At 76.3% G+C, this 13781-nt stretch carries 12 protein-coding genes; 8 read left to right on the plus strand and 4 right to left on the minus strand.

The genetic code is table 11. The features are described 5' to 3' along the window. Nucleotides 1–6: 6 nt before the first annotated feature. The gene (locus ACFO3M_RS12590) at nt 7–1473 is read right to left on the minus strand and encodes a DUF2252 domain-containing protein (protein WP_387988940.1); all 1467 of its coding nucleotides are present in this window, start codon (nt 1471–1473) and stop codon (nt 7–9) included. Between the two features lie 192 nt (nt 1474–1665). Between ACFO3M_RS12590 and ACFO3M_RS12595 the strand changes: the two genes are divergently transcribed. Together ACFO3M_RS12595 and ACFO3M_RS12600 are read left to right on the plus strand one after the other, a co-directional pair. Then, entirely contained in the window at nt 1666–2232 is a 567-nt protein-coding gene (locus ACFO3M_RS12595) for an HdeD family acid-resistance protein (RefSeq protein ID WP_387988942.1), read from the plus strand. Nucleotides 2233–2269: 37 nt separating this feature from the next. Continuing rightward, nucleotides 2270–2464: a hypothetical protein gene (locus tag ACFO3M_RS12600; RefSeq protein ID WP_387988943.1), complete on the plus strand. Its 195-nt coding sequence runs from the start codon at nt 2270–2272 to the stop codon at nt 2462–2464. 20 nt (nt 2465–2484) lie between these two features. On the opposite strand, the gene ACFO3M_RS12605 is transcribed toward ACFO3M_RS12600, so the two are convergent. Beyond that, on the minus strand, nt 2485–2976 hold the full coding sequence (locus ACFO3M_RS12605; RefSeq protein ID WP_387988945.1) for a hypothetical protein: 492 nt from the start codon (nt 2974–2976) through the stop codon (nt 2485–2487). 144 nt (nt 2977–3120) lie between these two features. Here ACFO3M_RS12605 and ACFO3M_RS12610 point away from each other — a divergent pair, with 144 nt between their 5' ends. From ACFO3M_RS12610 to ACFO3M_RS12625, 4 genes are all read left to right on the plus strand, one after another. Next, nucleotides 3121–4818 (plus strand): alpha/beta hydrolase, encoded by a 1698-nt coding sequence (locus tag ACFO3M_RS12610; protein ID WP_387988947.1) that lies wholly within the window; start codon nt 3121–3123, stop codon nt 4816–4818. An 18-nt stretch (nt 4819–4836) separates the two neighbouring features. Beyond that, the gene (locus ACFO3M_RS12615; protein ID WP_387988949.1) at nt 4837–5547 is read left to right on the plus strand and encodes a CPBP family intramembrane glutamic endopeptidase; all 711 of its coding nucleotides are present in this window, start codon (nt 4837–4839) and stop codon (nt 5545–5547) included. Between the two features lie 73 nt (nt 5548–5620). Further along, the gene (locus ACFO3M_RS12620) at nt 5621–5860 is read left to right on the plus strand and encodes a three-helix bundle dimerization domain-containing protein (RefSeq protein ID WP_387988951.1); all 240 of its coding nucleotides are present in this window, start codon (nt 5621–5623) and stop codon (nt 5858–5860) included. After that, nucleotides 5826–7691 (plus strand): SulP family inorganic anion transporter, encoded by a 1866-nt coding sequence (locus ACFO3M_RS12625; RefSeq protein ID WP_387988953.1) that lies wholly within the window; start codon nt 5826–5828, stop codon nt 7689–7691. Before ACFO3M_RS12620 ends, ACFO3M_RS12625 begins: the two co-directional genes overlap by 35 nt. On the opposite strand, the gene ACFO3M_RS12630 is transcribed toward ACFO3M_RS12625, so the two are convergent. After that, entirely contained in the window at nt 7667–9046 is a 1380-nt protein-coding gene (locus ACFO3M_RS12630) for a diacylglycerol/lipid kinase family protein (protein ID WP_387988954.1), read from the minus strand. The two genes, ACFO3M_RS12625 and ACFO3M_RS12630, sit on opposite strands and share 25 nt — an antisense overlap. A 268-nt stretch (nt 9047–9314) precedes the next feature. On the opposite strand from ACFO3M_RS12630, the gene ACFO3M_RS12635 reads away from it, so the two are divergent. Together ACFO3M_RS12635 and serA are read left to right on the plus strand one after the other, a co-directional pair. Beyond that, entirely contained in the window at nt 9315–10055 is a 741-nt protein-coding gene (locus ACFO3M_RS12635) for an HpcH/HpaI aldolase family protein (RefSeq protein WP_387988956.1), read from the plus strand. 78 nt (nt 10056–10133) lie between these two features. Continuing rightward, a complete protein-coding gene (serA, locus tag ACFO3M_RS12640; RefSeq protein ID WP_387988958.1) occupies nt 10134–11342 on the plus strand; it encodes a phosphoglycerate dehydrogenase in 1209 nt (402 codons plus the stop codon). Nucleotides 11343–11403: 61 nt separating this feature from the next. Here serA and ACFO3M_RS12645 read toward each other — a convergent pair whose 3' ends face one another. Beyond that, nucleotides 11404–13674 (minus strand): immune inhibitor A domain-containing protein, encoded by a 2271-nt coding sequence (locus ACFO3M_RS12645; RefSeq protein ID WP_387988960.1) that lies wholly within the window; start codon nt 13672–13674, stop codon nt 11404–11406. Between the last annotated feature and the right edge of the window lie 107 nt (nt 13675–13781).

A 13781-nucleotide genomic window follows, 5' to 3' on the forward strand; every position in this document is an offset into this window, starting at 1 on the left:
CGCGCCTCAGACGCCGCGCTGCACGGGCACCCGGCCCGCGGCGGCCGCCTCGGCCAGCTGGCGGTGGTCGCCCTCGGTGACGTCGGCGCACGCCTCCGCGTACTCGGCGAGCGCGTGCTCGAACGCCGGCGAGGAACCCAGGTAGCCGGCGATCGCGATGCGGTCGCCGGTGCGGGCGTGCGCCCGGGCCAGGCACCAGGCGCACACCGCGCCGTAGAGCTCGAGCCCCTCCGGGCGCAGGTCGCCCAGCTCGACCGACCCCTTCCAGTCCCGCAGCTGCCGGACGTAGAAGTCCCGCTCCACGCCGTCGACGCCGGCGGTCCGCTCCCAGCCGAGGAAGACGTCGCTGGCCTGCTGCATGAGGCGCTGGCCGGCCACGACCCGCTGGCCCTGGTGGGTGTAGCGGCCGGGCCCGACGAACTCGGCGTGCACCGAGGGGCCGGCCTCCTTGACCTGCAGCAGCAGCGGGTCGTCGTCGTCGCGCCCGACGAGCAGCACCACCCAGCAGCGGGTGCCCACGCTGCCCACCCCGACGACCTTGCGGGCCATGTCGACGAACGCGTACCGCTCCAGCAGGGTGCGGCGGTCGACCTGCAGCGAGTTCCGGTACTGCCGGATCAGGCCGTGGAAGGCGCCGGCCGGGTCGGGGCCCTCCGCCCCGGGCACGAGGTCGCGCAGCGGCACCAGCAGCGGCGGCTCGGCCCTGATCCGCAGCCGGCCGTCGGCCACCTCGGTGAGCTTGCCGAACGCCTGCAGGCTGTCGCGGGTCCGAGCCTTCACGAGGGCGCGGGTCAGCCGCTTGCGCCCGCCAGACCCCAGCATCGGGACGATGTCGCGCTGCAGCGCGTCGGCGTCGAGGCTCGCGTACCAGACCTCGATGTCCCGCTGTCCCGCGAACTCCGCCATCGCCGTCCGGTAGCGCGCACCGGCCGCCACCGTGACCGCCCGCCGCTGCCTGCGGGGCAGGCCGTTCTCCCGGGCGGCGAGCTCCAGGCTGGCGACCAGCCGCCGGACGTCGTGCTCGAAGGGACCCGGCAGGGTCTCGTCGAAGTCGTTGGTGTCGAACAGCAGCCGCCGCTCGGGGGAGCCGAACAGCCCGAAGTTGGCGGCGTGCGCGTCCCCGCACACCTGCACGGTCAGGCCCGAGCGGGACGCGCCGGCCTGGTCGGCGGCCATGACGCGGGCGGCGCCGCGGTAGTAGGCGAAGGGGGACGCCAGCATCCGCCCCCAGCGGATCGGCACGAGCTCGGGCACCCGGCCGGCCGCCTGCTCCTCGAGCAGGGTGAGCGGGTCGCGGGTGCGCGTGTCCCGCGGGGACCCGGCGAGCGCGTCGAGGGGAGCCGTGGCGCGCAGCGCCTTGCCCGAGGCCCGCCGCTGGGCCGGCGTGGGCCGCGGCGGCCGGCCGGCCCCGTGCGGCGGCCGGTCCCCGACGGCGACCGCCGTCCCGGTCAGCACCTCGCGCCCGTCGAGCACGGTGCCGCCGCCTCCGCGGCGCGCGTCCCGGGTCGGGGCCGTGGTCCGGGCCGTCCGGCGTCCGGCTGCGCCCGTCCTCATGACCCGACGGTGCCGGGCCGGGCGGCGCGGTGGCCTCATCCGGCGGGGATGAGGCCGTCCCGCTCCGCCACGACGACCCTCGGCGCGGGAACCCGCCGGGAGGAGACCGCGATGACCACCCACCTGTCCCGTCCCTCCGTGACCGTCCCGCCCCGGCGCGGCGGCGCGCGCGTGGTGGTCGGGCTGCTCGGCCTGGCCGTCGTCGTCCTCGGGGTCGTGCTGCTGGCCAACCCGGTCGCCGCCGCGCGCAGCCTCGCCCTGCTCGTCGGGCTCTCGTTCGTCGTCGGGGGACTGCTGGAGATCGCCGTCGGGTGGGACTCCGGGCGCTCCCGCGGGGCCTCGGTGCTGCTGGGCGCCGTCCTCGTGGTCGGCGGCGTGCTGGCCGCGGTCTGGCCCGGCGTCACGCTCTGGACGCTGGTGCTGGTCACCGGGCTGTCGCTGATCGTCCACGGCGCCGGCCGGATCGCCCTGGCCGCCGTCGGGCGGGACCGGGTCGACGGCCGGGGCTGGCTGGCCGCGCTCGGCGTCGTCGACGTCGTCGTCGGCGTGCTGGCCCTCACCTGGCAGGCGGCCACGGTCCTGGTGCTGTGCGTCCTGTTCGGCATCCAGGTGCTGTTCCTCGGCCTGGCGCTGGTGGTCGTCGGCTTCCTGCGCCCGCCGGCGGCCGCTGACCGGTGACCGGACGTCGGCATCGACGGACGCCGTCATCCGCGGGATGCGGGGGGAGATCCGGCCGGGGACCCCGGCGCTGTGCGTCCCGTCCTCGGACGCGGTGATCGACGGGGTCAGGGACGCGTTCGAGGACCAGGAGGTGACCCCGGTGGGGAGCGGGCTCGGCGAGGACCAGGAGGCCGGGCGGCGCGAGGTCTCCGGGGAGACCGAGGCGCCGGCGCCCGCGACCGCTGGCTGAGCGCCGCCCCGTGCGGCCGGTCAGTGCACGAGGGCCTTGAGCACGACGAGACCCGCACCGACGACGGCGACGAGCGCGCCCCGGACCAGCGCCTGGGCGGGTGTGCCCCCGGCCAGCCGCACGCCCCAGTAGCCGTAGGAGCCGATCAGGCCCACCCCGGACCACTTCGCGAGGGTGAACGCGGTGCCGGTCGCCAGCATGCCGATCGCGGCGAGCAGGAAGAAGACGGCGGGGAACACCACGCCGAACCCGACCGCCCCGGCGTCCTCGGTCATGTGCACGACCTCGGGACGGGTGACCCGCCGCCGGGCGCGGGTCTCGGCCCCCACCACGTCGCTGTAGACCTCGGCGAGCCCCACGGCCACGGCCGTCCCCAGCAGCCACACGGCCACGACCCCCGGCGCGGGCGGGTGCCGCTCGACCGCGACCACCAGCGCCAGGCCGATGATCGAGCCGTAGACGACCCGGCCGACCTGCCGGGAGCCCAGGTGCTCCGCGAGTCCGGCTCGCACGGGTCGCAGCGTGGGGGGCCGCCGCCGGGCCGCACATCGTCCGTTCGGTGCGATCCTTGCTCCCCGGGACGCCCCTAGCCTCGGCGCCCCCACGTGCGCGCGGAGCCCGACATGACGAGCGAACCGGCTGTCCGAGACACCTCCGTGACGCCCGCCGTCCCCGCGCCCCGCACGGCACCGGAGGAGGGGCCCCCGCGGCGGCCGGTCCGCCGGCGGCTGCGGTGGCTGCCGCGGTACCGGTGGAGCGGGCTGGCGGGGGCCGTGGTGCTCGGCTGCCTGTCCCTGACGCCGTCGCTGCTGCCCCGCGGCTGGGTGGTCCAGGGCCTGATCGCGGGCATCACCGCGGCAATCGGCTACGGGCTGGGGACCGGGCTCGCCTGGTTCGTCGCGGAGGCCACCGACCGCCGGATGTCCGCGCGGTTCCGCCGCCGTGCCTGGCAGGTGCTGGCCGTGGCCGGGACGGTGCTGGTGGTGGTCTCGCTGTGGCTCGGCGCCCGCTGGCAGCGCGAGGTCCACCTGCTCATGGGGCTCGACCCGCCCCGCGGGTACTCCTCCGCCGGCATCGTGGTCGTGGCGGTGCTGCTGTTCGTCGTCCTGGTCGCCGTCGCCCGCGGCGTCCGGTGGCTGGGCCGCGGGCTCGTGCGGCTGCTGAGCCGCGTCCTCCCGCGGCGCCTGGCCCGGCCGCTCGGCGTCGTGGGGATCGGCGCGCTGGTGGTGTTCCTGGTCAACGGCGTGCTGTTCCAGGGGCTGGTCGAGGCCGCGAACTCCGCGTTCAGCGTGCAGGACGACCGGACGGGGGAGGGCGCCGTCCGCCCCGCCGGCGCCGAGCGCTCCGGGAGCCCCGGCTCGCTGCTGCGGTGGGAGGACCTCGGCCGGCAGGGCCGGATCTTCGTGGGCACCGGCCCGACGCCGGAGGACCTCACCGCCTTCTCCGGGCGGCCGGCGCTCCCGCCGGTGCGCGTGTACGCCGGGCTGGCCTCGGCCGAGGACGTCGAGGAGCGCGCGGACCTCGCCGTCCGGGACCTCGTCCGGGCCGGCGGCTTCGACCGGGCGGTGCTCGCCGTGGTCACCACCACCGGGACCGGCTGGATCGACCCCGCGGCCGGCGCCGCGCTGGAGCACGAGTTCAACGGGGACACCGCGATGGTGTCCATGCAGTACTCCTACCTGCCCAGCTGGATCTCCTTCCTCGTCGACCAGGCCAAGGCCCGCGACGCCGGGCGGGCGCTGTTCGACGCGGTGTACGGCACCTGGTCCCGGCTGCCCGTGGGCGACCGGCCGGACCTGCTGGTGCTCGGCGAGAGCCTCGGCAGCTTCGGCGGGGAGGCCGCGTTCAGCGGGCTGGCCGACATCCAGAACCGCGCCAGCGGGGTGGTCTGGGCCGGACCGCCGAACTTCAACGCGCTGTGGCGGGACCTGGTCGCCGACCGGGACGAGGGCTCGCCGGAGTGGCTCCCGGTGCTCGACGGCGGGCGGACCGCGCGGTTCGCCGACGAGGCCGCCGACCTCGCCGCGCCGCCCGCCCCGTGGGGGGACTCCCGGGTCGTCTACCTGCAGAACGCCTCGGACCCCATCGTCTGGTGGTCCCCGCAGCTGCTGCTGACCCGGCCCAGCTGGCTCGAGGGGCCGCGGGCGCCGGACGTGTCGGACGCCATGACGTGGCTGCCGTTCGTCACCTTCTGGCAGGTCACCGCCGACATGGCCTTCTCGACCGGCGCCCCGGACGGGCACGGCCACCGGTACACCGCCGACTACGCCGACGCCTGGGCCGCGGTCGCGCAGCCGCCCGGGTGGACCGACGCCGACACCGCGCGGCTGCGGCCGCTGCTCGGCCGGTACTGACCCGGCCGGCGCGGGTCCGTGACGGCGTCGGCCCGCGCGCGGCTGCGCACCGGGACCGCCGTCGCGGTGGTCGCCGTGCTGGCCGTCGCCGGTCCGCTCGTGCGGCCGCCGTGGTGGGTGCGCGGCCTCACCGGTGTCGCCCTGCTCGCGGCCGCCCGCCTGTCCGGGCTCGGCTGGCCGGAGCTGGGCCTGGGCCGCGACCGGCTGGCGGCGGGCTGCCGATGGGCGCTCGGGGCGGTGGGCGTCGTCGGCGCCGTCTACGCCGTGGGCGTCCTGGTCCCGCCGACCCGGCCGGCCTTCCTGGACGACCGCTACGACCTCCCGCTCCCCGGCGTGCTGGCGAAGGCGCTCCTCAGCATCCCGCTGGGCACCGTGGTCCTCGAGGAGGCCGCGTTCCGCTCGGTGCTCTGGGCGGCGCTGGCCCGGCACTGCCGGCCGTGGCAGGTGCCGGTCACCACCGCGGTGCTGTTCGGCCTGTGGCACGTCCCGACCGTGCTGGCCGCCGCGGACGACGCCGGCGGGTTCCCCGCCGGCGTGGTCGCGGGCACCGTCGCGGTGACCACCGCCGGCGGCCTGGTGTTCGGCGAGCTGCGCCGCCGCAGCGGCAGCGTCGTCGCCGCGGCCGGCGCGCACTGGGCGACCAACGCGCTCGGCGTCCTCCTCGGGCTCCTCGCGCGGCGCCTGGACGCCGCGGCGGGCGGGTCCCCGGGACTCGTCCCCGGCGGGTGAGGCCCGGGGCCGCTGCGGACCGGGACCGTGGCACGGTCCCGGTCCGTCCGTCCCCGGGGCGAGGAGGCGCGAGATGAGCGTGGTCGCCGAGCCGGCCACGGCGGACGACGGCGCCGTCCCCGGCGCGGACGCGGTCCTCGGGCCGCTCGTCGCCCGGCTGGCACAGGAGTACGGCGCCGACCCGGTGGAGGTCCGGGCGCGGGCGGTGGCCGCGTTCGCGGCGTTCGCCGGGGCCCGGGTGCAGGCGTTCGTCCCGATCCTGGTGGAGAAGCGGCTCCGTGAGCGCTACCGCGTCCCGCGGACGGCCGGCTGACCCGGGCGGCTCCCGCCGGGCACGGGGGACCGGGACGCCGGTCCCGCCCGGCCTCCGGGCGCTGCGCGGCTACCGCCGGGCCTGGCTGCCCCGCGACGTCGCCGCCGGGGTGGTGCTGACCACGCTGCTCGTGCCGCAGGGCATGGCCTACGCCGAGCTCGCGGGGCTGCCGGCGATCACCGGCCTGTACACGACCATCACCTGCCTGCTGGCGTACGCCGTGTTCGGCCCTTCCCGCGTCCTGGTCCTCGGCCCCGACTCCTCGCTCGGCCCGATGATCGCGGCGACCGTCCTCCCGCTGGTGGCCGCGGGCGGGGACCCGGAGCGGGCGGTCGCGCTGGCGTCGGTGCTCGCCCTGGTGGTCGGGGTGGTGCTGGTCGTGGCCGGCTGGACCGGCCTCGGCTTCGTCGCCGACCTGCTGTCGAAGCCGACCATGATCGGCTACGTGAACGGGCTGGCCCTGACCATCCTGGTCGGCCAGCTGCCCAAGCTGCTCGGGTTCTCGGTGGACGCCGACGGCGTCGTCGGCGAGGCCGTCGGCTTCGCGGAGGGCATGGCGCAGGGGCAGGTGGTGCCGGCCGCGGCGGCGGTCGGGCTGGGCGGGGTCGCGCTGGTCCTCGTGCTGCAGCGGTGGTGGCCGAAGGTGCCGGCGGTGCTGGTCATGGTCGTGCTGGCCGTGGCCGCCGGCGCGGCGTTCGACCTCGGGGAGCGCGGGGTCGACCTGGTCGGGGAACTGCCGCGGGGCTTCCCGCCGCTGACGATCCCGTCGGTCGGCTGGTCCGACCTCGGGGTGCTCGTCGCCGGTGCGCTGGCGATCGCGCTGGTCTCCCTGGCCGACACCATCTCGACGGCGTCGTCGTTCGCGCGGCGCACCGGCCAGGAGGTGCACGGCGGCCAGGAGATGGTGGGCATCGGGACGGCGAACCTCGCCGCCGGGCTGTTCCAGGGCTTCCCCGTGAGCACCAGCGCCTCGCGCACCGCCGTCGCCGAGCGGGCCGGCGCCCGCACCCAGCTGACCGGGGTCACCGGCGCCGCGCTGGTGCTCGTGATGATCGTCTTGCTGCCCGGCCTGTTCCGCGACCTGCCGCAGGCGGCGCTGGCGGCGGTCGTCGTCACCGCGTCCCTGTCGCTGGCCGACCTGCCGGGCACCGTCCGGCTGTGGCGCCAGCGCCGCGTCGAGTTCGCCCTGTCGCTGGTCGCCTTCGCCGGCGTCGCGCTGCTCGGGGTGCTGCCGGGCGTCGCGCTCGCCGTCGGCCTGTCCATCCTCAACGTGTTCCGGCGGGCCTGGCACCCCTACGAGACCGAGCTGGGCCGGGTCGACGGCCTGCCCGGCTACCACGACGTGCACTCCCACCCGGAGGCCGGCCGGCTCCCGGGCCTGGTCCTCTACCGGTTCGACGCGCCGCTGTTCTTCGCCAACGCCAGGACCTTCCGGGACGAGGTGACCGCGCTCGCCCGCGCCGAGCCCGCGCCCCGGTGGGTCGTCGTCGCGGCCGAGCCGGTCACCGACGTCGACACCACCGCCGCCGACGTGCTGTTCGAGCTGGACCGGACGCTCGCCGCCCGCGGGCAGAGCCTGGTGTTCGCCGAGCTCAAGGACCCGGTCCGCCGCAAGATCGAGCGCTACGGCCTCGCCGGCGAGATCGGCGCGCGGGACTTCTTCCCCACGGTCGAGGCCGCGGTCGAGGCCTTCCGGCGCGAGACCGGCGTCGCCTGGCCGGACGCCGGCCCGCCGGCCGCCGCTCCGCCGCCCGGCGTCCCCGGCCCTCGGGACGCGCCGCCGGACGCGGACCGGGGCAGCGGCGCTCAGCCGTCCGTGCCCGGCACCTGAGCGGCCTGTTCCGTGCCGACCGGTGCCGGCCGGTCCGGGGGCGCGGCCGGCTGCACCCGGGGCGGCCGGCCCCGGGCCAGGGACCACAGCGACGACCACTGCACCCGGGCGCGCGGCGCGCGGACGCCGGGGCGGTCCCGCGGCAGCCGGACCCGCAGCGCCCCGGGGCGGACGGTGCACCGCACCGGCGTGGCCAGCCGCACCGTCTCGCCGTCGATGCCGACGGGGACCTCGGGCACGTCGGCGGTCACCAGCACCTCCCGTGCCTCCGCCGTCCGGATGCCCCGCTGGTGGGCGCCGCGCAGCAGCTCGACGGCCTGCCGCGCGCTGTCGACCCGGATCGCGATGACGCCGAGCACGCCGCGGTCGAGCCGGGACCGCCGGCCGATCCCGGCGAGGTCGGACTCGTCGTAGGAGCCGTTGCTGACCAGCACCGCCTGCGGCCCGTCGGCCACCAGCGACCCCGCCTCGGCCCGCAGGTGCGCGCCGCGCCGCCGGCTGAGGAGGTCCGGCAGTGCCGCGATCGTGGTGCCGGCCTTGTCCTCCCGGTACCCGGGGTCCTCGACGATCTCGGCGTAGGCGCCGAAGGACGCGTTGTTCACGAACGGCCGCCCGTTGACCGAGCCCAGGTCGATCCGCGCCTCCACGCCGTCGCGCAGCGCGTCGAGGCAGCGGGACGGGTCCTCCCGGTCCAGCCCGAGGTCGAGCGCGAAGTGGTTGCGGGTACCGGCGCTGACCACCAGGAACGGCACGCCGTGCTCGGCGGCGACGTCGGCCACCAGCGCCTGGGTGCCGTCGCCGCCGGCCACGCCCAGCAGGTCCGCGCCGCGGGCGAGCGCGTCGCGGGCCAGCTGCTGCACGTCGGTCCCCGGCCGGTCCAGCAGCGCCACCTCCGCGCCCAGCTCCTCCGCCCGCTCCCGCAGCGCGAACCGGCCGACCTTGCCGCCGCCGGACCGCGGGTTCATCACGAGGAACGGGCGGCGGGGCGGCGGCACCTCGGTGACCGGCAGCGTCCACTGCGACGGGTCCGGCCGCAGCGCGGCGCGCGCCGTGCCCAGCGCGGCGGCCCAGAGCAGCGCGGCCACGACCGCGGACAGCACCAGGTCCTCGGCCACGAACACCGCGACGAGCGCGAGCGGGGCCGCCACCACCAGGGCGAGGGCGAACCAGCGCTTGATGCGGCCGTGGCGCAGGAACCAGAAGACCCCGGCGACGACGGCGACGACGGTCGCCACCACCAGGGCCACCAGCCACAGGCCGCGCCCGTTGGCGGACTCCAGCAGCACGAGCAGGGCGGCGGCGGCCAGCGCCAGCGCGGCGCGGGCCTCCCACCGCCGGGTCCGCGAGGTCTCCACGGCGCACCTCCTCCGGCCGGTGTGGGGGGATGGTGCCAGGCGACGGGCGGTCCGTGCTCCCCCTCGAGAGACGGTTCCGCGGCGCCGGGTCGCGGTCCGGGCGGGGCCTGCCGAGACTGGATCTGCCCCGCCAGGCCGCGACGGAGGGCCCTGGCCCGTGGCGCGCCGGTCTGGCGGGTGCCCGCGCCGGGACGACGACGCGCGACGGACGGCGGGTGGCGGCGGACGACGGGTGGCGACGGACGACGGGTGACGGGGGACGGGCGGCATGGCGGCGAGCGCGGCGGACCTGCGGCGGCGGTGGGCGGCGGGGCGGCCCGCGCACGGGCTGTGGAGCCTGCTGCCCGGGGCGGTCACCGGTGAGCTGCTGGCGCGCACCGGCGCCGACTACGTCGTCGTGGACCTGCAGCACGGGGCCACCGCGGAGGCCGACCTGCCCGGGACCGCGGCGGCGATCGGCGCGGCCGGCGCGGTGCCGCTGGTCCGCACCCGCAGCCCCGCCTTCGCCGACGTCGGCCGCCCGCTCGACCTGGGCGCCCGTGGCGTGGTCGTGCCGAACGTCCGCGACGCCGCGCACGCCCGCGAGGTGGTGGCCGCCACCCGCTACGCGCCGGCCGGGACCCGGTCGATCGGGCGGCTGTCCGGCGGCGCCGACGAGCCCCTGGTCGTGCTCATGGTGGAGGCCGCCACCGCGCTCGAGGACCTCGACGCCCTGCTCGCCGTCGAGGGGCTGGACGGCGTGTACGTCGGCCCCGGCGACCTGTCCCTGTCGCTCGGGCTGACGGGGGAGGAGCACCGCGGGGAGCTGCGCGGCGTGCTGTCCTCGATCGTCGCGCGGGCGGTCGCCGCGGGCGTGCCCGTGGGCGTGCACGCCTACAGCGGGCAGGAGGCGGCGGGGTTCGCCGCGGAGGGCGCCACGATCGTCACGGTCGCCGTCGACGCCGCCGTGCTCGGCGAGGCGACGGCGGGCCACCTCGCGGCCGCCCGCCCGGGGTCCGACCCCCGCTGACCGGGCCGCCCCGGCCGCGACGGGATACTCGTCCCGACGGGGTCCGGCGGGCGGTCCCCGGTCGAGGAGGTCCCCGGAGTGCCCAGAGCCCTGCTGCTGGAGAACATCGACCCCGTGGCGGCCGACCTGCTCGGAGAGGCCGGCTACCAGGTCGAGTCCCTCCGGGGAGCGCTGGACGAGGCCGACCTGGTCGACGCGCTGGACGGCGTCGACCTGCTCGGGATCCGGTCCAAGACGCAGGTGACCGCCGAGGTCGTGCGCGCCCGGCCGGGCCTCGCGGCGGTCGGCGCCTTCTGCATCGGCACCAACCAGATCGACCTCGCCGCGGCCGCCGCCGCGGGCGTCGCGGTGTTCAACGCGCCGTACTCCAACACCCGCAGCGTGGTGGAGATGGCGATCGCGGAGATCATCATCCTGGCGCGGCGGCTGGTCGACCGGGACCGCGCGCTGCACGCCGGCACCTGGGACAAGTCGGCGGCCGGCAGCCACGAGATCCGCGGGCGCACGCTGGGCATCGTCGGCTACGGCAACATCGGCAGCCAGCTGTCGGTGCTCGCCGAGGCGCTGGGCATGCGGGTGCTGTTCTACGACCTCGAGGACAAGCTGGCGCTGGGCAACGCGGAGCGCTGCGACAGCCTCGAGGAGCTGCTCGAGCGCGCGGAGACGGTGACGCTGCACGTCGACGGGCGGGCCGGCAACGCCGGGCTGTTCGGCGCCGAGCAGTTCGCGCGGATGCGCCGGCGCAGCCTGTTCCTCAACCTCTCGCGCGGGTTCGTCGTCGACCACGAGGCGCTGCGGGAGCACGTCCTGTCCGGCCACATCGCCGGGGCCGCGGTGGACGTGTTCCCCGAGGAGCCGCGCGAGCAGGGCGACCCGTTCGACTCGGTGCTGCGCGGCCTGCCCAACGTCATCCTCACCCCGCACGTCGGCGGGTCGACCCAGGAGGCGCAGCACGACATCGGGCGGTTCGTCGCCGGCAAGCTCGTCGACTACACCACCACCGGGACGACGACGCTGAGCGTCAACCTGCCGACCGTGGCCCTGCACGGGTCGTCGGCTGCCCGGTTCGCGCTGCTGCACCGCAACGTGCCCGGCGTCCTCGCCCGCGTCGACGCCCTGGTCGGCGAGCACGGTCTCAACGTCGACGGCCAGGTCCTGGCCACCCGCGGCGAGCTCGGGTACGCGGTCACCGACGTGAGCGCCGAGCTGCCCGCGGACCTGCTGGCCGCGCTGCGCGCCCTGCCGGAGACCGTCCGGCTGACCACCGTGGGCCGCCGGCCGCGCTGAGGCCCCTCGAACGCGGAACGGCCCCCCGGCTGACGCCGGGGGGCCGTCCTCGTGTCGCAGGTCAGCCGTTGACGCGGACCTGCATGAACCCGTCGTGGGCGCTGGTGCTCACCACGGTGATCCGGGTGCCGGTCTTCGGCACGTCCACGCCGGTCCAGCCGTTGGCGTCGGGCTGCTCACCCGGCGCCACGTACCAGTCCTGCCGGTCGTCGAAGGTCGGCACGGCGGGCAGCCCGCCGTAGGTGCCGGCCACGCCGGTGTCCGGGTCGTGCAGCGTGATCCGGTCCGTCGCCTGCCGCCCGAAGGTGGAGTCGTAGGACTGGATCCGCGGCCGCCAGCTCTCGCCGTCGGTCCGGTCGGTGCCCTCGTCGTCGGTCGGCTCGTAGAGCAGGCCGGGGTGGGCGTCGACCGGCAGGACCAGCCCGCCGCCCGGGTGGGCGCCGACGTTGTTGTCCCCGTACTGGGTGTTCCAGTAGCTGATCAGCAGGCCGTCCTGGTACGGCAGCCGCTCGGCCCAGTCGGGACGGTTCGGGTCGCCGAAGTTGTACGGGCCGGTCTGCAGGCCGGCGTCGTAGCCGGTGTAGGTCCGGTTCTCGGCGATGTAGGCGTTGAAGAAGGACTCGGTCGTCGACCCGGTGGTGACGGTGAACCCGTCGAGGGTCCAGTCGGTCACCGGCGCGCCGCCGATCGAGACGGCGTCCACCTGCAGGCCCGGCTCGGTGGCGGCACCGTCGGTCCAGTACCGGAAGCCGAGCTGGGCGCCGTCCGGCACGCCGCTGACGTCGGCGGTCAGGTCGACCCATTGGCCACCCGTGGTGCCGGTGATCCCGTGGTCGAGGTTCTGGCCGTTGGGGTTGGCGTCCGTCGACAGGTTGGTCGGCAGCGGCGTGAAGACGCCGTCCTGGACGTACCCGACGTAGGCGTAGTCCCAGTCCTGCTCGATCTGGTACCGCACCTTCGCCGTGAACGTGCCCGCGCCGGCCGGCTTGGCGGTGAGCATGGTGTTGTCGAGGTCGTCACCCTGGCCCGAGTACCAGAAGTCCGCACCTTCGAAGGGGTCGCCGATGTCCGTGGTGACCTCACGCTCGGGCAGGACGACGATCAGCGCCTGCGCCTGCTTGGTGTTCGCGGTGGACGGGCCGAGCCGGGTGTTGGCCCGGGCGCCGGGCGCGACGACCTCGTAGTTGAGCCAGCCCAGCTGCAGCTTCTCCCACGCGCCCATGTGGATGGGCTTGGTGCCGATGCCGTCGGCCGGCCGGCCGCTGTTGCCGTAGGAGCCCGACGACATCAGCGTCCAGAAGGCGGTGCTGTTCTCCGCGCCGCCGCTGTTGCCGGAGGTGTCGTAGAGGTCCGGCAGGCCGAGGTCGTGGCCGAACTCGTGGGCGAAGACGCCGACGCCGCCGTTCTCCGGCTCGACGGTGTAGTCGCCGATCCAGTACTTCGACTGACCGACCCGGGTGCCGCCGAGGGGGTTCTGCGTGCCGTCGTCGAGGGTCGGACCGCCCCTACCGATGCCGGTGGTCTGGTTGTACCAGCGGTGGGACCAGATGGCGTCGACGCCGAGGGTGCCGCCGCCGACCTCCTCGCCCATGCCCGAGTGGACGGCCTGGAAGTGGTCGATGTAGCCGTCGGCCTCGTCGAAGTTCCCGTCGCCGTCGTGGTCGTAGCGGTCCCAGACGTCGAACCGCGAGAGGTACGCGTCGATGTCCGCAACCGTCCTGCCCGACGCGAGCTGATTCGCATACCAGGTGTCGACGGTCTCGTTGACGAACTCCCACGGGCGCCGGCCGTCGTCTCCCTCGCCGTAGTAGGCGGCCGGGTGGTCGTCGAGGGTCACCCAGTCCTCGACCTCGCCGGTGACGGTGTACCGGCCCGAGGACAGCTCCTCGTAGAAGTTGGCGACGGAGTTCACCCCGGCGGCCGACGAGTAGAGCATCTCGTCGTAGTGCGCCTGGTTGAAGTCCTCCGTCCAGATGGTGGTGTTGTCCACCGTCCGGTCCGGCTCCGGGATGGCGTTGTGCTCCAGGTCGCCGAACTCGCCGAGCACGGTCCAGATCGCGTCGCTGTCCTCCTGGGCCAACTCGACGTACTGGCCGCGGGCGACCTCGACGACCTTGTTGTCGCCCTGGGGCGTGGCCTGGCCGGAGACGACCTGCTCGAGGGCCTCCTGGCGCAGCTCGCGCTGCTTGTCGCCGAGGGGGTTGGGCAGGTCGTGCGCCCGGGCGGGGGCCGCGCCGGGGTCCTCCCGGGGTGGTGCCGCGTTCGCGGTCGTGGGCAGGGCGACCGCGACCAGCGCGGCGCCCACGACCAGGGGAAGAGCTCTCTTCTTCAAGGACCGTCTCCCGTGTCGGACGAGGACCGCCGACCGCCGGTGGGGGACCACCGGCGGTCACTCTCTGGCAGCCCGCTGAGACGTTAGGTAGCGGCGGTAAATAAGTC

Origin of the sequence: Geodermatophilus arenarius (assembly GCF_042654585.1) — a bacterium.
Lineage (GTDB): Bacteria > Actinomycetota > Actinomycetes > Mycobacteriales > Geodermatophilaceae > Geodermatophilus > Geodermatophilus arenarius.

What these genes read in the sequence shown, in the direction of transcription:
- ACFO3M_RS12595 (WP_387988942.1), top strand. Translation starts at nt 1,666, where the DNA reads ATGACCACCCACCTGTCCCGTCCCTCCGTGACCGTCCCGCCCCGGCGC.
- ACFO3M_RS12600 (WP_387988943.1), top strand. Translation starts at nt 2,270, where the DNA reads ATGCGGGGGGAGATCCGGCCGGGGACCCCGGCGCTGTGCGTCCCGTCC.
- ACFO3M_RS12620 (WP_387988951.1), top strand. Translation starts at nt 5,621, where the DNA reads ATGAGCGTGGTCGCCGAGCCGGCCACGGCGGACGACGGCGCCGTCCCC.
- ACFO3M_RS12635 (WP_387988956.1), top strand. Translation starts at nt 9,315, where the DNA reads ATGGCGGCGAGCGCGGCGGACCTGCGGCGGCGGTGGGCGGCGGGGCGG.